Source organism: Paenibacillus sp. plas6 (genome assembly GCF_057221655.1).
Window position 1 is genome coordinate 191,486 of record NZ_CM170151.1, and the last position, 20,181, is coordinate 211,666.

At 39.3% G+C, this 20,181-nt stretch carries 24 protein-coding genes and 1 other annotated feature; of the genes, 3 read left to right on the forward strand and 21 right to left on the reverse strand.

Annotated features, from left to right (window positions below; all coding sequences use genetic code 11):
* Window positions 1-24 precede the first annotated feature (24 nt).
* From accB to spoIIIAA, 9 genes are all read right to left on the reverse strand, one after another.
* A complete protein-coding gene (gene accB, locus AC2TDL_RS00955; protein ID WP_484698135.1) occupies window positions 25-531 on the reverse strand; it encodes an acetyl-CoA carboxylase biotin carboxyl carrier protein in 507 nt (168 codons plus the stop codon).
* Window positions 532-722: 191 nt separating this feature from the next.
* On the reverse strand, window positions 723-1,307 hold the full coding sequence (locus AC2TDL_RS00960) for a SpoIIIAH-like family protein (protein ID WP_484698137.1): 585 nt from the start codon (window positions 1,305-1,307) through the stop codon (window positions 723-725).
* Between the two features lie 21 nt (window positions 1,308-1,328).
* Entirely contained in the window at window positions 1,329-1,958 is a 630-nt protein-coding gene (spoIIIAG, locus tag AC2TDL_RS00965; protein WP_484698138.1) for a stage III sporulation protein AG, read from the reverse strand.
* A gap of 11 nt (window positions 1,959-1,969) precedes the next feature.
* Window positions 1,970-2,713, reverse strand: coding sequence for a stage III sporulation protein AF (gene spoIIIAF, locus AC2TDL_RS00970; protein ID WP_484698140.1), 744 nt, complete (start codon window positions 2,711-2,713; stop codon window positions 1,970-1,972).
* Between the two features lie 101 nt (window positions 2,714-2,814).
* Window positions 2,815-4,020, reverse strand: coding sequence for a stage III sporulation protein AE (gene spoIIIAE / locus AC2TDL_RS00975; protein WP_484698141.1), 1,206 nt, complete (start codon window positions 4,018-4,020; stop codon window positions 2,815-2,817).
* A gap of 23 nt (window positions 4,021-4,043) precedes the next feature.
* The gene (gene spoIIIAD, locus AC2TDL_RS00980) at window positions 4,044-4,442 is read right to left on the reverse strand and encodes a stage III sporulation protein AD (RefSeq protein WP_484698142.1); all 399 of its coding nucleotides are present in this window, start codon (window positions 4,440-4,442) and stop codon (window positions 4,044-4,046) included.
* Window positions 4,443-4,468: 26 nt separating this feature from the next.
* Window positions 4,469-4,672, reverse strand: coding sequence for a stage III sporulation protein AC (gene spoIIIAC, locus AC2TDL_RS00985; RefSeq protein ID WP_484698143.1), 204 nt, complete (start codon window positions 4,670-4,672; stop codon window positions 4,469-4,471).
* A gap of 11 nt (window positions 4,673-4,683) precedes the next feature.
* A complete protein-coding gene (spoIIIAB, locus tag AC2TDL_RS00990) occupies window positions 4,684-5,202 on the reverse strand; it encodes a stage III sporulation protein SpoIIIAB (RefSeq protein ID WP_484698145.1) in 519 nt (172 codons plus the stop codon).
* Window positions 5,203-5,318: 116 nt separating this feature from the next.
* Complete coding sequence (gene spoIIIAA / locus AC2TDL_RS00995) at window positions 5,319-6,305, reverse strand: stage III sporulation protein AA (protein ID WP_484698148.1); 987 nt, start codon at window positions 6,303-6,305, stop codon at window positions 5,319-5,321.
* 191 nt (window positions 6,306-6,496) lie between these two features.
* Between spoIIIAA and AC2TDL_RS01000 the strand changes: the two genes are divergently transcribed.
* A complete protein-coding gene (locus tag AC2TDL_RS01000) occupies window positions 6,497-7,219 on the forward strand; it encodes a 2-phosphosulfolactate phosphatase (protein WP_484698149.1) in 723 nt (240 codons plus the stop codon).
* Between the two features lie 123 nt (window positions 7,220-7,342).
* Here the strand turns inward: AC2TDL_RS01000 and AC2TDL_RS01005 are convergent, their stop codons facing one another.
* The 5 genes from AC2TDL_RS01005 to AC2TDL_RS01025 form a co-directional block, all read right to left on the reverse strand.
* Entirely contained in the window at window positions 7,343-8,596 is a 1,254-nt protein-coding gene (locus AC2TDL_RS01005; protein ID WP_484698151.1) for an aspartate kinase, read from the reverse strand.
* Window positions 8,597-8,860: 264 nt separating this feature from the next.
* On the reverse strand, window positions 8,861-9,418 hold the full coding sequence (gene efp, locus AC2TDL_RS01010; protein ID WP_484698153.1) for an elongation factor P: 558 nt from the start codon (window positions 9,416-9,418) through the stop codon (window positions 8,861-8,863).
* Between the two features lie 32 nt (window positions 9,419-9,450).
* Window positions 9,451-10,521, reverse strand: a complete 1,071-nt coding sequence (locus tag AC2TDL_RS01015; protein ID WP_484700967.1) for a M24 family metallopeptidase — start codon at window positions 10,519-10,521, stop codon at window positions 9,451-9,453.
* A gap of 80 nt (window positions 10,522-10,601) precedes the next feature.
* On the reverse strand, window positions 10,602-11,039 hold the full coding sequence (gene aroQ, locus AC2TDL_RS01020; protein WP_484698154.1) for a type II 3-dehydroquinate dehydratase: 438 nt from the start codon (window positions 11,037-11,039) through the stop codon (window positions 10,602-10,604).
* 118 nt (window positions 11,040-11,157) lie between these two features.
* Window positions 11,158-11,652 carry a YqhR family membrane protein gene (locus AC2TDL_RS01025; RefSeq protein ID WP_484698156.1) on the reverse strand — a complete coding sequence of 165 codons (495 nt, stop codon included), beginning with the start codon at window positions 11,650-11,652 and terminating at the stop codon, window positions 11,158-11,160.
* Window positions 11,653-11,852: 200 nt separating this feature from the next.
* On the opposite strand from AC2TDL_RS01025, the gene AC2TDL_RS01030 reads away from it, so the two are divergent.
* Together AC2TDL_RS01030 and AC2TDL_RS01035 are read left to right on the forward strand one after the other, a co-directional pair.
* Window positions 11,853-12,776, forward strand: coding sequence for a DUF1385 domain-containing protein (locus AC2TDL_RS01030; protein WP_484700969.1), 924 nt, complete (start codon window positions 11,853-11,855; stop codon window positions 12,774-12,776).
* 20 nt (window positions 12,777-12,796) lie between these two features.
* Window positions 12,797-13,096, forward strand: coding sequence for a hypothetical protein (locus tag AC2TDL_RS01035; protein WP_484698157.1), 300 nt, complete (start codon window positions 12,797-12,799; stop codon window positions 13,094-13,096).
* A 100-nt stretch (window positions 13,097-13,196) separates the two neighbouring features.
* On the opposite strand, the gene mntR is transcribed toward AC2TDL_RS01035, so the two are convergent.
* The 7 genes from mntR to yidD form a co-directional block, all read right to left on the reverse strand.
* Window positions 13,197-13,625 carry a transcriptional regulator MntR gene (gene mntR / locus AC2TDL_RS01040; RefSeq protein ID WP_484698159.1) on the reverse strand — a complete coding sequence of 143 codons (429 nt, stop codon included), beginning with the start codon at window positions 13,623-13,625 and terminating at the stop codon, window positions 13,197-13,199.
* A gap of 114 nt (window positions 13,626-13,739) precedes the next feature.
* Window positions 13,740-14,453 (reverse strand): cytochrome c biogenesis CcdA family protein, encoded by a 714-nt coding sequence (locus AC2TDL_RS01045; RefSeq protein WP_484698160.1) that lies wholly within the window; start codon window positions 14,451-14,453, stop codon window positions 13,740-13,742.
* A gap of 19 nt (window positions 14,454-14,472) precedes the next feature.
* Window positions 14,473-15,282, reverse strand: a complete 810-nt coding sequence (locus AC2TDL_RS01050) for a metal ABC transporter permease (RefSeq protein WP_484698161.1) — start codon at window positions 15,280-15,282, stop codon at window positions 14,473-14,475.
* Between the two features lies 1 nt (window position 15,283).
* Entirely contained in the window at window positions 15,284-16,072 is a 789-nt protein-coding gene (locus AC2TDL_RS01055; protein ID WP_484698163.1) for a metal ABC transporter ATP-binding protein, read from the reverse strand.
* Window positions 16,073-16,135: 63 nt separating this feature from the next.
* Complete coding sequence (locus AC2TDL_RS01060) at window positions 16,136-17,233, reverse strand: metal ABC transporter substrate-binding protein (protein ID WP_484698165.1); 1,098 nt, start codon at window positions 17,231-17,233, stop codon at window positions 16,136-16,138.
* Between the two features lie 332 nt (window positions 17,234-17,565).
* Window positions 17,566-19,515 carry a methionine--tRNA ligase gene (gene metG, locus AC2TDL_RS01065; protein WP_484698167.1) on the reverse strand — a complete coding sequence of 650 codons (1,950 nt, stop codon included), beginning with the start codon at window positions 19,513-19,515 and terminating at the stop codon, window positions 17,566-17,568.
* 51 nt (window positions 19,516-19,566) lie between these two features.
* Window positions 19,567-19,842: a binding site (T-box leader), on the reverse strand.
* A gap of 71 nt (window positions 19,843-19,913) precedes the next feature.
* Entirely contained in the window at window positions 19,914-20,156 is a 243-nt protein-coding gene (gene yidD, locus AC2TDL_RS01070; RefSeq protein ID WP_484700971.1) for a membrane protein insertion efficiency factor YidD, read from the reverse strand.
* Between the last annotated feature and the right edge of the window lie 25 nt (window positions 20,157-20,181).

The following is a 20,181-nucleotide window of genomic DNA, read 5'->3' on the forward strand; positions in this document are numbered from 1 at the left end:
TCAACCATCTTTTCCAGTTAGTGGCTAGTCCGTCTTAACAAGGAACAATGGTTGTCCAAATTCTACCAATTGTCCGTTTTTAACTAAGATTTCAACGATTTCACCGTTAACCTCAGCTTCAAGCTCATTCATAAGCTTCATCGCTTCAAGAATACATACAACGGTTTTCGTATTTACACGGTCCCCAACCTGTACGAATGGAGCTGCATCAGGAGCCGGTGCGCTATAGAATGTTCCTACCATTGGAGACGTAATTTTATGATAATTCTCAGATGTCGAAGTTGGTGCAGGTACAGCCTCCTCAGCTGGTGCAGCAGTTTGTTGTGGAGCTGGTGCAGCAACAGCAGCAGTTTGAACAGCTGCAGGCTGTGTATATGTATGCATAACTGGAGCTGGTTGTACAGTAACCAATTCAGAGCTTTTTGGTTTTCTTATATGAAGACGAGCGCCCTCATTTTCAATTTCAAGTTCTTCAACAGAAGTTTGATCAACTAATTTGATTAACTCTTTAATCTCGCTCAACTTAAACATTAACGTTATCACTCCTTTTTTTACATAACGTTTAACATTATATCACAATAATTCTATCATAACACGATTTCTTTATCACGAAACAATATATATGATTCATTGTGACTAAAACAAAACTCCAATAGTCGCGTAATATCGCAGCTAATGGAGTTTTTACGATTAGGAGTTTATTATGATAACGTAATTTATGATTACGGGTTAGCGATAAATTCTACGTATACCTGATTTGGACGAATGTCAAGCTCAGCAATCACTTGCTCAATAATTGCTGCTGCTTGTTTTTTCTCAGCAGTGTCGCTTGTTACTACTACTTTATATTTATCATCTACTTCCTCAGAAATTAATACAACCTCATACGTTTCTTTTAGGCTCTCCTCAAGTTTGCTTACCTTCTCCATTTTTTCTTCAAGCTGCTCCATTTCTTTCCATGCTTCAAGAGAGGTTTCTGTATCGGCAGTAGTATCAGCTAATACAGACATAATGCGATTTTCTTCTTCTTCAAGTTTATTTTCGCGCTTTGTCATTAGCTCGCCAATGACGCTGTCACCAAAATAGCCCTCTGCCTCAAGCTGCTTTAATACTTCTTGATCTGCATCTGAAATGCTATATTCCTCTTCTCCTTCAACGCTTGCAACTACTGCTCCATTTTCCCCTTGCGTAGCATCAGTCAATTTGTCCTTACCTGTAATATCTTGCGTAAACAAATAGTAAGCCGATAAAATTACCATTAAACTTAACATTGAAACTAACCAAATTGTTTGTCTTCTCGTATTCATATAGACCCTCCATATTTTCATTTATTTTTTGCTCGGAACGACAGAGATCCGAGTAGGAACCACATTTAGTCCTTTTTCAACTGCTTGTATAATCAGTTTTCGTACAGCAGCATCCTCTGCTCCTTCAGCAACAATTAATACGCCGCGAATCCTTGGGTTAATGATTTTAGTAACAAGAGGCTGCTGTCCATCTGTAGCTTGATAAAGTACCACTTGACCATCAGTTGTCACTGTCGTTAAATGTCGTTTTCCTCCGTTGCGATCACTTTCCTCAGTCTCACTCTCACTCTTGCTTAGGTTACGCTCAACTACTTTTTCCTCCGTTGATTCTACTGTAATCATCACATCAACCTTGCCTACACCTATCATCTTTTCTAGCATTTCTTTCAATCGTTCCTCCAAAGTCATTTCTATGCTGGCAAATGGATTGTCGGGTGACGGCTCTCTTTTAAACACTTCTTCAGTTGGAGGTACGGAAGTTGGTGACGCTTCAAGATTTTCAACTCGTTTGAAAGGAAGATAAGATTGAATGAGCATAAAGAGAATGCCGACGGCTCCAATTAAGATTAGCGTTCTGACGACAGTTATTCGCTTTTTGCCGCCTGGTCCTCCACCAAATAATTTTTCAAAGCTGGCATACCAATTCCCCACATCAACTCCTCCTAATCGTTGGCTGCTTGCTGCACATAAATATGATCAACTCTTACATTCCAGCCCGATGCAATAATAGAAACGATTTCTTGAGCTTGCTGGCGAAACTGTTCTGTCCGTTGCCCATTGCTGTCCAGTGTTTCCTGCTGCCTTTCTTTTGTTGCTTGCCTGTGCTGTTCACTTGATTCCTTGTGTGAATTGTCTATCTCAACTAGAGGTATATTTACTTCATCAATTTCAACTGGTGAGATGAGTTTGATTGCTTCACTGTCGCTTAAGTCCTGCTGCTCTTGAACTGTTACGGTTACTGCCTCTATATAAGGAAGGGATTGATTTTTGCTTGTCTCACTCCATCCTAATGCTACGGAAACTTGCGATATAAAAGCTGAAGTTGACCTCTTAAGCTCTGACTCGATCGCTTGTTCAATGCTAGTCTTTGTCATCTCTAGTGCAGCTTCTTCTCGTTTCTGCTTAAGTTGCTCCGCTTGTTCAGTTATTTGCTGCAGAGATGGAAGACTATTACCTTTAGCTTGAGCTTCCTTTTCCCATAAGGAGTAGCTCGCATTCAGCTTTTCTTGTAGATTAACCTGAAATAGCTGCAATATTGGATTGAGAACAGTTAGCAGCAATATTAAGCCCACCACGAGCCGAGAATACCTAAGCATTTTATTGTTAGGAAGTACTAGCTCAACAACGATTGCTAATAGTACAACAACTACAATACTTTGCAACCATTCTCCTAACCAAGCTAACACATCTTCCTCACCTCCCTAGCGGAATATGCTTATAGATACAATATTTTGGATGATACATGATGATTTTTTGCTCTATTTACTCAATGAATATCGAGCTCTTTTTAACGTATCATTACACTCGCATTTCCAGCGGTAATAATGATCGTTATCGCTAAGAAAAACATCAGACTGACTACTGCCAGTGAGGCAAAGATGTACAGCATCGTTTTCCCTATTGTCTGTAAACAAGTAGCGATAGGTGAATCTCCTAAAGGTTGCATTACTGCCCCCGCAACATGATAAATAGCTGCTAAAGCTACTATTTTAATTGCTGGAAATGCACAAATGATTAACAGTATCGTAATCCCTGCGATTCCAATTGCATTTTTAGCAACAAGCGAAGCTGAAATTATTGTATCTGCTGCGTCAGAAAACATTTTTCCAACAACTGGCACAAAATTACCTGTAACAAATTTTGCTGTCCGTAATGCAACGCCATCTGTTACTGAGCTTGTCGCTCCTTGCACCGAAATGACACCTAGAAAAGCAGTTAGCAAGATACCAAGTACGGTTACTGCCACACCACGTAACATATTGGCAAGCTGTGTCAGCTTAAATCGATCGGTAATTGCACTAACAATATGTAAAACAGCCGAGAAGAAAAGCAATGGAAAAACTACAAGATAAATTAGTGTGCCGACAACATGAATCATTAAAATGATTAGCGGATGCATAACAGAAACAGTAACAACACCGCCCATAGAAGCTAGTAAAGTGAGCAATAATGGAACCATCGCCATCATAAACGAAATCATTTTTTCAATCGCATCTTTGGCATAATCACTGGCCACCATAAAGCTGTTGATTGCAATCGTAACAAGCACCATGTAAATGATCGAATAGGCTATTTTACTTATATTATTTTTTTCAAATGCGGTTTGCAGGGTTTCAAGCATCATGCTAAATATAGCCAGCATTACAATAATGAGCAGCAGCTTTCCGTTGTAAATCACTTCCTGGAGAAAAAAATTTATAATCCCCTTTATCATTGCCCAACTATCTAACTCATGTTTTTGATTACTAAACATTAAATCTGTTAGATCAGGTAGCTGCTCGCCAGGAAAATATTGAGCGTATTGCTTGCCAAGCTCATTCCAGTAATACTCAATGCTATCGGTTTCCAGCATATTGACCTGCTGCTCGATCCACTTATCGCTCCAATCCGATGGGGATTGTTCCTGCTGTGCAGGGGAGGCATAAAGCTGCTGTGCGCCCATAACCATCAAGCCTATTAAAATAATAATTAAGCGCCATAATGTTGACTTCATTTTTTCATCAGCCCGCCTCCTTATCAGCCACTACCGAGCGGCAGTAACGTCAGTAACGTCTCGATAATGACGTTAATAATGGGAATTGCAAGCACTAAAATGAAAATTTTTCCGGCAAATTCGATTTTTGATGCAATACTTTCTTGCCCAGCATCTCTCACCATTTGTGCGCCGAACTCTGCTACATAGGCAATCCCAATTATTTTCAATATCGTTTTTAAGTAAACATCTGGAATACCCGAACGGTTGGCTAGCTCGTTTATGACATTGATGACCCCACCTATTTTGTCGATTACTAGCAAAAACAGAAACACTCCAGTAAATACAGTAATTAAAAAGGCAAACTGTGGCTTCTGTTCCCGAACGATAATGACTAGCAGCGCTGCAATTAAGCCTATACCGACAACTTGGATAATTTCCACGACTTCACCTACTTACAGCTTTCACCCTACTGAAATAAAAAAATGGATTTAATCTCTTGGAAAAGTTGTGCAATTACATCTATCACCATAAATATTCCGATCACAAAGCCGAGCACTGTAATCCAGTGTGCAATATCTTCCTTCCCCATTTGCTTAAGCACTGTATGCATAATCGCAATAATAATACCTACACCTGCGATTTGGAAAATTGCTGTAATATCCATAGTCATCCTCCAACTTTTTACACCATCAATATGACGATTAATATCGCTCCCAATGTACCGAGACTTCGCCACATGTTGACATAACGTGCTTGCTCCTCGCGAGCAATTTCTTCCTCACTTTTTAATTGAAGTTGAGCAAGCTGTAAATGCTTGAGCTGTTCATTCGTAGCACTCATACCAAGTACACTGCTCATACGGAGCAAAACCTCCTTTTCTCTATCCCGTAATGCTGTCGCGCCCCATTCCTCATCAATGCATTGTTGCCAAGCCTCCTGCATTGATAGCTGATGCTCTGAAAGAAGCAGTTCCGATGTTTTTGTGAAAAGTCGGCTAACAGGAGGTTGTAAACCTTCACTGCATTTAATTAAGGCGCTAGGCAACTCTGTCTGCCCATAATTAATTTCAGTTTCTAAGCGTTGTAAGGCATGAATAAGCTGACGAAGTTGCTTACTACGGTTGATGTACGCAGATGCCTGTACAAATCCAATCGCTGTTCCAGCAAATAATATGAGTACTGCGCCTATTAGCTTAATCATACTTTTTGCTTGTACGAACGTATTTTAGTGAACTCGTACATGCACTCACCTCATTTCAGAACCAACTCTTAGCTATTCAGCTTAGCGATCCACAGCTTTCATCTTAACGAACTATCTCAGCCATTTTTCTGCAAAGAAAACCAACTGCTGCTGCGTTCTTTAGCTAATAAGCTATCGACGGAAATCATTCGATGCATAAACCCTTGTTGACTGCGCTTTAATTCAACAATATTGCGGAATACCTTATCTTCTATAAGTCCCTTTAGTTCATTGCGTCCTAAAGCATCTTGTACGTTAAAAGCGTGTGCAGTCGCGATAACTTTAACTCCGCAATGAGCAGCTTCGCGAATTGCTTGTGCATCCTCTGGTCTGCCGATTTCGTCAACAACGATCACCTCTGGTGACATCGAACGTAATAGCATCATCATTCCTTCTGCTTTTGGGCAAGCATCCATAATATCAGTTCGAGGACCTACATCGAACGAAGGGACTCCTTTTACACTAGCAGCGATTTCAGAACGTTCGTCAACAATTGCTACCTTCATTGCCAATTGACGAGTATGTGTTCCATAGCTTAATGAACGAGCTACATCACGCAGCATTGTTGTTTTCCCTTGCTGAGGTGGAGAAATGATAAGCGTGGATTGCAGCGTTCCACCTTCACCTGAAAAAAGCTTAGGCAATAGCATTTTAGCGGCTCCTATCACCTCTCTAGCGATACGAATATTAAAACCACCAATATCACGGATAGCTCTTACCATGCCGCCCTCTAATACGGTTCTCCCAGCAAGTCCAATTCGATGACCACCTGCAATCGTAATGTATCCTCTGCGTAATTCTTCTTCTAATGCATATAGTGAATAATTTGTAATGCGCTCTAACAGTTTTCGGCACTGTTCAAAGGATGGACAGTAAGCTTGTCTAGAATCAAGTACTAATGCTCCTTTTTCTGTTACATAATGAAAGCTTCCTTGATATGAAATTTCAAGTGGACGATTTTCGCGGATACGAATTTCCTCCAAGCTATGTTTGACTTTCTCTGGCAGTTGAAAAAGGATGCTCTTTAGCTCTTGCGGTAAAATTTGTGTGATATGTTCTTGCATAGCTTGTGGTCACTCCTTGCAAATTGCTGTTAATGATACAAGTCTATGCTTGTCTTGCTTAAAATATCACAACATTTTGTACACATTGCTAGCTTAGTAGAGAGTAATGTTAGTCTAGTGCCTTTCACCAGCTTTACGCATTATGCATACGGTATGTTATGAATGTCGTTAAGGAGAAAGAAGGACTAGGAATGAAAGTTCAGATTATTTCCAATGCAAGTGATGCCCATCACGCTCAATTTTTGGGGAAGGTGGCGATAGTTATTGATGTAATTCGCACATCAACCTCTATTATTGCTGCATTACATGCAGGAGCATCTAGTATTATTCCAGTAGAAACGATTATGGAAGCGAAAGATATTCAAAGACATGGGGATTTATTAGGAGGGGAAAGATTTTGTAAACGAATTTCAGACTTTCATTTAGGAAATTCCCCGCAGGATTACGCCGCAAACGTAGTGAAGGATAAAACGATTATTTTAACTACGACGAACGGAACAAGTGCCATTAAACGATGTATTCGCGCAGATTCCTTACTTGTTGCTGGTTTAGTGAATGTTACAGCTTGCTGTGAACGAGCAATTGCTATAGGTAAAGATATTGTCATTTTATGTGCTGGAAGTCATGATCAATTTACAATTGAGGACGGCTATTGCGCAGGATACTTGGTCTCCTTACTGCAGGAACGCCTTTCTCCAGAGGAGTTAGAACTTGACGATAATGCCTACACGATGCTGGCTCTATATAAATATGCCAAACCCAATATTAATGATATTGTTCGTCGTTGCATTTCTGGAAGAAGATTATTAGAACTAGGTTTAGAAAAAGATTTAGACACTTGTATGCAAGTAGATTCTATGCCAACTGTGCCACTCTTTAGCTTTGATAGGCTTATTAATGCTGCCCGTTGCTAAGAAGTTTTAATGCTTTAAATAATGATATTGTTTTAATACAAACATCCTTTTAAAACATAAAAGCCCGTTATGCGTTAACTAGCATCCGGGCTTTATATGATCTATCAATAGCGTAATTACTTATTATCTTCTTTCAGCAGGACCGCCAACAAATACTTGTTCATTAGCATCTAAACCATAAGCTGTATGAAGTGCAATAATAACTTCATTTAACTTATCTGCTGCGATGACACAAGAAACTTTAATTTCTGATGTGCTTACCATGTTAATGCTGACACCAAGGGAAGAAATTGTTGAGAACATTTTCGCAGCAACTCCAGGATTACTTACCATACCTGCACCAACGATAGATACTTTCACAAGGTTACCCTCTGATACAGCTTCACGATAAGGTACAACATCCTTCAAAGTTTCAATAACAGCTAACGCTTTGTCTTTATCGTCTCCATGTACTGTAAATGCAAAATCAGCTTTACCATTTTGCGTTCCACTTTGAACAATAATATCTACATCAATGTTGTTATTTGCTAATGCCCCAAACACATTTGCAAGAACACCAGGAACATCATCAACGCCCATAATTTTAATTCTTGCAACATTTTTTTCAGAAGCGATGCCGCGTACAACTACACCTTGCTCCATAACTGCTTCCTCCTTAACAAGTGTGCCTTCATTCTTTGTAAAGCTAGAACGAACAACCAATTGAACATTATATTGCTTAGCGTATTCCACTGCACGCGGATGCAGTACAGCTGCTCCTAAATGAGCTAGTTCAAGCATTTCATCATATGAAATTTCGTTTAGCTTACGTGCATTTTTAACAATACGTGGATCTGTTGTATATACACCGTCTACATCGGTATAAATTTCACACAAATCAGCGTTTACCGCTGCAGCTAGCGCAACAGCAGTCGTGTCTGAACCGCCACGACCAAGTGTCGTAATTTCTCCATCTTCGCTTGCGCCCTGAAAGCCTGCAACAACAGCGATATATCCAGCTTTTAATGCATCAGTAATTCGATTAGCTTGAATATCTGCGATTTTTGCTTTTCCATGAATCGCATCTGTTGTAATACCTGCCTGCCAACCTGTGAAGGACATCGCCTTACCGCCGGCAGCTTCAATTGTCATGGATAACAAGGCAATTGAAATTTGTTCTCCTACTGTTAATAGCATATCCATCTCACGAGGTGATGGATTAGGATTTAAAATCTTAGATTGATCAATTAAATCATCCGTTGTATCACCCATTGCAGATACGACTACAACAATATCATTTCCTTCTTGCTGTCTCTCAATGATGCGTTGTGCAACATGTTGCATTCTTTCTGGTGTTCCTACTGAACTTCCGCCAAACTTCATCACGATCAAAGACAAAGCTGCTCACTCCCAACTCTGACATATGCATACGGTTATATATTATATCACCCATTATGCTAAATGAATACTGTTGTTTGAAAATTTGTTTTATTGTTTACAACACTGCAGAACTAGCATGCGTATCCAGCCACTTTTTAATGGATAATGACAGCATATTTGCTAAAAAGCTAAATACGCACAAAAAAGTTGTAAGAAAAGACGCTCGGTCTTTTCCTTACAACTTTTTTACAGCAGGGCTAGTCATGCCCTTTCTGTGAATGATTAGGCACGAGAAATATATTTACCTTCACGAGTATCGATTAGTAGTACATCGCCCTCGTTAATGAATAGAGGTACTTGTACGTTAAGACCTGTTTCAAGTTTAGCGTTTTTAGTTGCACCTGTTGCAGTGTTACCTTTAACGCCTGGTTCAGTTTCAACTACTTTAAGTTCAACGTTGTTTGGCAATTGAATACCGATAATTTCTCCTTGATAGCTTGTAATGTTAACATTCATGTTTTCTTTAAGGAAGTTTAATTCCCATTCAAGCTGTTCTTCACTTAAAGTAAATTGGTCATAAGTTTCGTTATCCATAAACGTATACTCAGAACCAGCGTTGTACAAGTATTGTACTTCACGGTTTTCAATCATTGCACGGCTTAAAGTTTCACCAGCGCGGAATGTTTTTTCAACGATGTTACCGTTGCGAAGATTTTTTAATTTAGAGCGAACAAATGCCGCACCTTTACCTGGTTTAACGTGTTGGAACTCCAATACTGTGAAAATATCACCTTCAAATTCAATTGTTAAACCTGTTTTAAAATCGTTTACTGAAATCATGAATGATTCCCTCCTGAAATTTTTGATCCCAATCACAAAAGAATTAATTCTTTAGGTGATGCGGTTAATATTTGATTTCCGGATTCCGTAATTACAATATCATCCTCGATTCTTACTCCACCGAAACCAGGGATATAAATACCAGGCTCTACAGTAACCGTCATTCCGGGTGTTAACATTGTATCACTTAGACGTGACAATCTAGGGGCTTCGTGGATTTCCATCCCAATACCGTGCCCAGTGCCATGTCCAAAGTTTTCTCCATAGCCATATTTCGTTATAACATCACGGCACAATGCATCTGCATCAATTCCCGACATTCCTGCTTTAATATGCTTTAACCCATGCAGCTGAGCTTCTAGCACAATGTTATAAATTTCTAAATGCTTTTCTGTCGGTTTTCCTACAAATACAGTACGAGTAATATCGGAGCAATACCCCTTATAATATGCGCCATAGTCAAGCTTAACAAATTCATTATTACCAATAACTCGCTCACTTGCTACTCCATGCGGCAATGCAGAACGTTCACCAGATGCAACGATCGTATCAAATGAAGTACTCGTCGCTCCGTTTTTACGCATAAACATTTCAAGTTCTAATGCAACATCCAACTCACGCAAACCCGGTCTAATAATATTTAAAATATGAGTAAACGCGTCATCAGCAAGTTTGGCTGCCTCTTTAATAATCGCTAACTCATGCTCATCTTTTATTTGACGGATTTGCTCGACAATACCTGAGGTTGGGACAATTTGAACATTATTTAGCGCAGCCTCATAGCGTTTATAGTGAGCAAAAGAAATAATATCTTCTTCAAAACCTACCTTTTTTGCCCCATGCTTCGCAAGTAAATTCTTAATGTCATCTAATGGATGCGAGGCATAGATGATAACCTCAAAATTTGGTGCCTGCTCTGCTGCTTGAGTTTTATATCGAAAATCTGTTAACAAATAGCACGCGTCATTAGTAATAAGCAATGTTCCTGCTGACCCTTGGAAACCACTTAGATAACGACGATTCACTGCACTATCTATAATGATTCCATCTAGTCCCTTGCTAGTCAGCGATTGACGAAGCTTTTCAATTCTAACATTGGTCATCATATTCCCTCGCTTTCAGTTAGGCATATAAGAAGATATTAATAGTTAATCATGCAGCAATTCTATACCATATAGTTACATTACTGCTGCAAATGCTGAAGCAATGCTAGCAGTGCTAATTCATATCCGTAACCGCCAAATCCAGCAATTTGCCCAACGGCAACAGGAGCAACTACGGAATGATGGCGAAATTCTTCACGTTTATGTATGTTCGAAATATGAACTTCAACGACAGGCAGTGAAACAGCTGATAATGCATCACGAATCGCATAACTATAATGTGTCCAGGCTCCAGGATTAATGATAATCCCAGCTGCTTGTCCGTAGCAGGCATGAATTCGATCAATCATTTCACCTTCATGATTGCTTTGGAAAAAGTGTAATTCAACACCTAGCTCCTTAGCTTTAGCCTGTAAATTTGCTTCGATTGCTGACAATGATTGACTGCCGTAAACTCCAGGCTCACGAATTCCCAGCATATTTAAATTCGGGCCATTTAATACTTCAATTCGATGCATTAGCTGCACCTCCAACCTACATCAAATGAGCCCACATAATGAGCCTTTGACATTTTACCACAAAAACAGGCTATTTGAGAAGCCTTACTTGCAGTTAGCATCGCGTATTCTCTCTTAGCTAATGCAACGTTGCTGGTTCTCGATTAGCTTCATTTGTAAATTCAAAGGCTATGGAATAACCGATAAATAATCCCCAAAGCAGAAAAAAACAAAAATCTGTAGCTGCAAAGGTGAACGTAACATTTAGTGAAGTTTGAGTAAAGCCTAGCCATGGTCCTAGTCCAAATAATATTCCCCACCAGCCAATCCCATACCAAATTCCTGGCCAAGGTCCTTCTAGTGTGCGAAAAAACAATATGTACAAAAAGGACGCAATCATCGAAAAAATAATAAAGCTAATTGTTCCTGTAATATGACCAAACATACCAGTTGCTGCTTCTTCTGTTAACCAGCCTTTAATTAATAATGATGGGGGCTCATAAGTAAAATGAAGAAAGTAAGCAATTAAACGTAACGCTCCCCATATTAAACCTGCAAAAAAACCAATGTTTAAAGCATATGGAACAGGCTTTGTTACTCCTGTTTGTTGCAAGTTACTAAAAATACTGCTCACAGATTACACTCCTTTAATGATCTATCTATTTTTGGATATGAATAGTATGGGCGTTTCAGCGATAGCTTATCCCTGATTAACTAGCATTCATACATAAAATAAAGTACAATAGAACTATATTGGTTAGTAAGGAAGGGGACTTATTCTTGTCAGACAATGCACCTACATTATATGGCGGACAAGCGGTCATTGAAGGCGTTATGTTTCAAGGTAAACACGTTAATGTCACCGCAGTTCGTCGTAAAAATAATGAAATTGAGTATTTTGAAGTGCCAAAGAAAACAATACCTTGGGTACAAGCACTAAAAAAGATCCCGTTTGTGCGTGGAGTCGTTGGAATTATTGAATCCAGTGCGAAGGGCTCCGTTCATCTTAACTTTTCTGCAGATAAATATGCCGAGGATGAAATGGAGGACATGACTGAGGAAGAACGAGCTAAGCAATTAGAAAAAGCTAAAAAGAAAGAAGGAAGACTAAGTCTGTCGATGATTTTCAGCGTCGCAGCAATCGGCGTACTTTCCTTCATTTTTGGTAAGTTAATTTTTACGGCAGCACCAGCTGCTGCTGAACAATTGTTGTTCGGCAAACTGTTTGAAAACAAGATTGGTCACAACTTAATAGAAGGTCTAATAAAAATTATTTTCTTATTCGGCTATCTTTATTTAATGACACTTACACCAATTATTAAACGCTTGTTCCAGTATCATGGAGCTGAGCATAAAGTGATTTCTGCTTATGAAGCTGGTGTCGAGTTAACAGTGGAAAACGTTCAACGTTTTAGTCGTTTGCATTATCGTTGCGGTTCAAGCTTTATCGTCTTTACGGTCATTGTCGGTGTTATTATTTACTCTATGTTCACATGGGATACTTTATGGGAACGAATTTGGATAAGAATTTTGCTGCTGCCTGCTGTACTCGGTGTCTCTTATGAAGTGCTTCGTATCACAAATGCTGTACGCGATATTCCTGTGCTTCGCTTTTTAGGATACCCTGGACTATGGCTACAGCTTTTAACAACAAAAGAACCAAATAATGAACAAGTTGAAGTATCAATTGCCTCCTTTAATCGTATGTTAGAATTAGACAAACAGCACGAAAAAAATAGTGCATCTGTTAACTCGTAAGCAGAAAGGAGAATAGCACTATGAAAGCAAGAAAATGGGGGACTTACATTGTTCTTGGGCTTATTGTATTAGGAGTGGCAGTTACTCTAAAAGAATCGCCTATGTTGATCATTATCCCTGTTGTCATTTTCGCGCTCATTGCGTACTGGTACAAAAAGCCGCCTGCTTTTTTAAATAGAGGACAACAGCGTACGTACAGCAGCTATCGTGCTACGACGAAAACAAGTAAAGCAAAAGAAAAACGTTCTCGTTCAAAAACTGTGCCATTTAAAGTAATTGATGGCGGCAGAGACGATAACGACACTCCTCGTTATCATTAACTTTAATAAGGTTCCTAATAAATAATAAAGCCAATATAGAGAGTTACAACTGCATGTTGCATTGTGTACTCTCCATATTGGCTTTTTTACGAACATTGTATTAGTCGTTATTTTCCATTTCCATTTTTACTTGCTGCAATTCTTGTATACGAGATGGATCTCTTCGAAAATATTCTACTAGCGCTTCTATACAAGTAATAGAATCCGAGCTCAAATGATGCTCGATTCCTTCCACGTCATGATATATATTTTCTTCTTGTACACCAATCGTAGTTAAAAACTCCTCGAGCAATTGATGTCTTTCCATTAGCCGTTTGCCCATCTTTTTCCCTTTTGGCGTCAAGATTAGTCCACGATATTTTTCATAAATTAAATAGCTGTCCTTATCTAGCTTTTGAATCATTTTAGTAACTGAAGAAGGATGGACAGACAAGCCTTCTGCAATATCAGATACGCGAGCGTATCCTTTCTCTTCCATTAATTTATAAATTCGTTCCAAGTAGTCTTCCATGCTCGGAGTAGTCGGCATTGAAGAACCTCCTATCATTGCTTCATCACCGTACGTTGGTGTCACTGATCTATCATACACTTTTTTACGATCATTCTGCAACTTTTTAAGCGAAAATGAACAATTTTGCACATACTAAAACTTTAACCAATCAGGGGTAATCATATTAAGCCAAACTGTTATTTTGGTCATTTGATCAGTAAATAATAATATTCCCATAAATATCATCAGCACACCGCCAACCTTCATTACTCGTCCTGAATACTTTATTACCCAACGCGATGAGCCTAGAAAAAACGCCATTAAGAAAAATGGAATAGCAAAGCCTAAAGCATAGGCGGTTGTTAATGAAAACCAAGTGCCAGGCTGAGCTGCAGCCATTCCGACAATAGCAGTAAGTGCAGGACCAATACAAGGAGTCCAACCAGCAGAAAAACCAAGACCAAATATGTAAGATCCGATATAGCTGCTTTTTTTCGGAATAAAATTAAAGCGAGTATCCTTCATTAACAGCGTCGGCTTAAAAATTCCTATTAAAAATAATCCCATTAAAACAATTAAAATTGCGGATAAACGTCGAATCAATTGACTGTATTCAAAAAATAATTCGCTAAACGCATTAGCTCCATAGCTTAGCGTGTAATAAATTGTACTAAAGCCTAAAATAAAGAAGAAGGTGTGACTTAGCATTAACCATCGATTTTTACCTTTAAGTTCAGAGTTTATAATTTCTGAAACAGATATCCCCGTTATATAAGATAAATAAGATGGGTACAACGGTAAACAGCATGGCGAGATAAACGAAGCAAAGCCCGCTGCAAAAGCGACCCATATCGTAATATCATTCACAACATCACCCCATTTTGGTTTAGACCAGTCGTGCGAATATATTTCTTCCTAACAAAATAAGTAGCAGCATGACAATAAGCACAAGCACAATGGTACCGCCGGCCGCTAAATTCCATACACCAGCAATTAATAATCCGGCAATCACCGCTAATTCCCCTACGGCAACAACAATAATAATGCTTTGCTTAAAGCTTTTTGCCAATAGCAAGCTGCAAGCAGCAGGAATCGTTAACAATGCCGACACTAACAGCCCGCCAACAATTTTAATTGAAATGCTAATGACGAGTGCGGTAAGTACGCTAATCATAACATTGTAATAGCTCACGGGCAAGCCGCTTACAGACGCTGCTTCCTCATCAAAAGTAATTAAAAATAGTCCATGCAGATGCTTGCCTACGATTAAAAGTACAGCAACCGTTACAGCAAACATTGCCCATAAATCGGTAGCTGTTAATGTATAAATGAATCCAAAGAGGAAACTGTCTGCATCCATACTTAAATCTCTTCCCAATGTAAAAAAGATTGAAGCAAGCGCAATGCCCCCGGACATTATAATTGCTAACGATAATTCAGCATACGATTTATATGATTTACGTAACTTTTCAATTGCAAAAGATGCTAATAATGAAAACAATAGTCCAAACAGAATTGGAAAATCTCCAATAACAAAGCCTAATGCTACCCCTGCAATCGCAGCATGACTTAAAGTGTCCCCAATCATTGATAATCTGCGCAGCACTAGAAAGATACCAATTAGTGGAGCCGTAATACCTATCAGCATTCCTCCGATTAATGCCCGTTGAAAAAAGCCACTCCAAATTATATCCACACTAATTCCCTTCCTTCACGCCAGCCATTTGTGCTCGTAAATGCTTTAAGCTATGGGCAAGATTTTGCTCAACGCAATCCTGTGTTTCGTGTGAATGGCGAATATAAAAGTTCAACTTACCAGCTTTTGCAGCTGGCTGCGCACCCAAATATCCTTTAATCATTTCCATATCATGCGAAACCATAAGAAACGTCATATTATGATGCTGATGCATATGCTTAATCATATGGAAAAAGCTTTCCTGCGTTTCATAATCAATCCCAACAGTTGGTTCGTCTAAAATTAATAGTGTAGGATTATTAATTAAGGCGCGTGCAAGAAACACACGTTGCTGCTGACCGCCTGAAAGTTGTCCTATCCTCTTATCAGCTAAATCCTCTACTCCCATTGCCATTAACGCATCATCGCATTTGATTTGATCTTCACGAGTATATCTGCCAAACCACTTTCGTTTTCCTACTAAGCCAGACAACACAACTTCTTTCACAGTCGCAGGAAATAGCGGATTCAGTGCGTTTTTTTGCGGAACATAACCAATTTTATGCCACTCTTTAAACTTGGAGATAGGTTCCCCAAATAATTTAATTTCACCTGAAGTAGGCTTTAGCAGGCCAACAATCATTCTAAGCATCGTTGTTTTACCTGCTCCATTTGTTCCAATTAATCCAATAAAGTCGCGTTCCTTTACGCGAAAGCTAACATCGCTTATCACGTTTTTTTGCTGATAGGAGAACGAAACCGAATCTACTGTTATGACATCCTGATGACAATCCTCTGTTCCTATACTCATTTTTCTCCCCCTTCACAGCAAAACGGAGCATTAATAATTGCTCCGCAGCCAATTCCATAAGTTTTATTGTAATGCTTCAACTAAATTTTGCAAGTTGCGTTCCATAAGTGTCAAATAATCTTCTCCAGCTTTTTCCTGTTTCGTTGTTAGTCCCTCTAGCGAATATATCACATTTGTTTCAACTTTAGCTTCACTAGCAAGCATTTTCGCTAATTTATCAGAGACTAGCTCCTCAAAGAAAATTACTTTTACACCTTTTTCCTTCACTAAATTTGCGATATTTTTAATATCCTGCGCTCTTGGTTCAGCACTTGGCGACAAGCCCATAATCGAAACTTGCTCAAGATTGTAATCACGTGCTACATAACCAAATGATTGGTGAGATACGACTATCGTACGCTTTGACACATTGGCAAGCTGCTGCTCATATTGCTCATCGATGGACTTTAATTTTTCGTCTAGCGCCGCATAGTTTTGCTCATAAATAGCTGAGTTAGCAGGATCAACCTCAATTAAGCTATTTTTAATATTTTCTGCGATAATGCGAGCTGATTTGGGAGATACCCAAGTATGAGGGTCAATGTCATGACTATGATTGTGATTATGATTATGCTCGCTTTCAGTTGCTTCAGCCTCGTGGTCATGGTCATGCTCCTCAGCCACCGCCTCATGATCATGATCGTGTTCCTCTGCCTCTGCTTCATGATCGTGATCATGCTCTTCTGCCTCATGATCGTGGTCATGCTCCTCTGCTTCAGCTCCATGCTCATCATCATCTGGTTCAATGAGCTCTATTCCATCGCTTACCTGCTTAATAACTACTGAGCTATCCTTTTCTAATCCATTTACAAAATTATCTATCCATGTTTCAAGCCCTACTCCATGGTATAACAATAAATCTGCCTCTGATGCGGTCAGCAAATCCTTGCTTTTTGGCGTCCAATCATGCGGTTCCACTCCAGTGGAAATTAAATTAACCACATTCACTTTTTCTCCACCAATTTGCTTTGTTATGTAGTAAATTGGATAAAAGCTAGTAACAACATTTAATTTAGCCTGCTCACTGCTACTTTTTCCGCTATTACTGTTCTTCTCATTACTACCACAGGCTGTCAACACTAGGACTACAGCTAATAGAATAAATAATAATTTCTTTTTCATTATTTCTCCCACTCTTTTTTATAGTTTCTTGCATTTAATAGTAATCGTTACTATTACGATTTCAATTATATTGGGGCTTAATCGTAATGTCAACTATTAAACTTAGTATATTATTCATTTTTCCATAATCCCATTGGCTTTATCCCTTGCAATACAGATTAATTATTGCCTAGTATTCGTCCTGTTCACTTCCGTTTTCATTTTCATAGGTTTCATTACTTCGCATAGAAATAAAAAAAAGGATTATTTAGACTGTCAGCTTTATATCTGACACCTAAACAATCCTAATAAACTATGTCTATTTTTAATTTTGAAGCTTGTACTAGCTAACCTTATTTTACAATTGCCCCATTAGGCATACTGTCTGCTACTGTTGCCAATGTTAGCTGGTCATCCTTTGAAGCTGCTAGGATCATCCCTTGAGAAAGCTCTCCGCGAAGCTTAACAGGCTTAAGATTCGTCACACAGATTACTTTTTTCCCGACAAGGTCCTCTGGCTTATAAAATTTCGCAATACCAGATACGACTTGGCGTTGCTCATAGCCAAGGTCTAGTTGCAATTTTAATAGCTTGTCAGCTTTTGGAATTGGCTCAGCACTAATGACTTGTGCTACACGCAGTTCAACCTTAGAGAAATCATCAATAGCGATTTCTGGTTTTAAATCTGCAGGCGGCTCTTGTTTAGCCTCTTGCTTTTTACCACCACTCATCGATTCTGTAATAAATGTTACCTCTTGCTCCAAATCAAGACGTGGGAAGATTGGCGCTGCTTTAGCAACTTTTGTACCTTCTGCAATTACTTTATAATTACCGATGCTTTCCCAACCGGTAGCCTCGCCCTGTTGCAGACCTAATTGCTGCCAGATTTGCGCTGGTGCATGAGTTAAGAACGGTTGTAGCAAAATGCTAATCGAACGCAATGATTCAGCTAAGTGATTCATTACTGAAGCTAATTTGCCACGATTGCTTTCGTCTTTCGCTAAGCTCCATGGTTGAGTTTCATCAATATATTTATTCGTGCGGCTAACAAATTGCCAAATCGCTGTTAAAGCAACGGAGAACTCCATTTTTTCCATCGCATCTTCAACTTGCTGTAACGTTTGAGTTGCGATCCGCTCAAGTTCACTGTCAAACTCTGTTGCTTCAAGCCCGCTTGTTGGAATGACTCCGTCAAAGTATTTATCAATCATCGCAACAGTACGATTAAGCAGATTTCCAAGATCGTTTGCAAGGTCGAAATTAATCCGTTCTACAAAGTTCTCTGGTGTAAATGCACCGTCTGCTCCAAATGGAACTTCCCGCAGCAAATAATAACGAAGTGCATCTAGTCCATAACGATCGATTAACACTACTGGGTCAACAACTGTACCTTTTGACTTGGACATTTTTCCTTCTTTCGTTAATAGCCAGCCATGGGCAAACACTTTTTTCGGAAGCGGCAGACCTAGCGCCATTAACATAATTGGCCAATAAATCGTATGGAAGCGAACAATTTCTTTACCAACAAGATGAACATCCGCAGCCCAATATTTTTCAAACATTTCTTTCTTTTGCTCATCACCATAGCCAATTGCTGTAATATAGTTCGTCAACGCATCAATCCAAACATAGATGACATGCTTCGGATCACCAGGAACTTTAATACCCCAATCAAAGGTTGTACGAGATACAGCTAAATCCTCTAGTCCTGGTTTAATAAAGTTGTTAATCATTTCATTACGGCGTGATTCTGGCTGAATAAACTCTGGATTTTCATCATAATATTGCAGCAAACGATCAGCGTATTTGCTCATTCTGAAGAAGTAGCTTTCTTCTTTAACTAGCTCTACTGGACGTCCGCAGTCTGGACAATTTCCGTCCTGCAGTTGACGCTCAAGGAAGAACGATTCACACGGTGTACAGTACCAACCTTCGTAAGTACCTTTATAAATATCATCTTGTTCCAACAAACGTTGGAAAATCTTTTGTACAACAACTTTATGACGTTCTTCCGTTGTACGAATAAAGTCATCGTTGGAGATCTCAAGTTTTTTCCACAGCGCTTGGATGCCAGCTACAATTTCGTCAACAAATTGCTTCGGAGTTTGACCTTTTTCTTGTGCCTTGCGTTCAATTTTTTGTCCATGCTCATCTGTACCTGTTAAGTACCAAACATCATAACCTCTCAACCGCTTGTAGCGTGCCATTGCATCACCAGCAACAGTCGTATACGCATGGCCGATATGCAATTTATCACTTGGATAATAAATTGGCGTTGTAATATAAAATGTCTTTTTTCCCATCGTTAAACCTCCTACTTTTTTACAAGTTTAAAATCAAAAAGCCCCCGTCCAACATGGGACGAGAGCATGACTCACGTGGTACCACCCAATTTCCAAGTCAATCAACATTGACTTGCTCATTGCGCCTATCGGCTTAAGTCTTTATCGCAGACATACGCTTTTCCCTTACACCTTACAGCCTTCAATACCATCCGCAGATACGAAGTGAAGACGCTCGAAAAAAGTGCCTCCCAGACCATCTTCCACTAGCTTACTTTGCCGACTTCCACCAACCGTCGTGCTCTCTATCTAAGCTCACTAATGTACTCATCTGTTCATTGGCTTCCATATCAATATTTAATATAAAAAAAGTACCATGCAAAGTCAAGCTCCCATACTAGCTCGACTCTCAAAAGCCTTCAATGATCCTCACAGTTATGCTTTCTCCTAGGTTCTGGCACGAAGTCAACGCCGCCAGGATGAAAAGGATGACATTTGCATATCCGTTTCACTGTCAGCCAGCTTCCACGAAACACCCCATGCTTATCAATAGCCTCTAAAGCATAGGCAGAGCATGTAGGATAAAAGCGGCAGGTTGGTGGCATATGCGGAGATATCGCTTTCCGATAAAAATGAATCGGAGCTTTAGCTACTTTTTTCATCCAATTCGAGGTAATTGTTGACTTC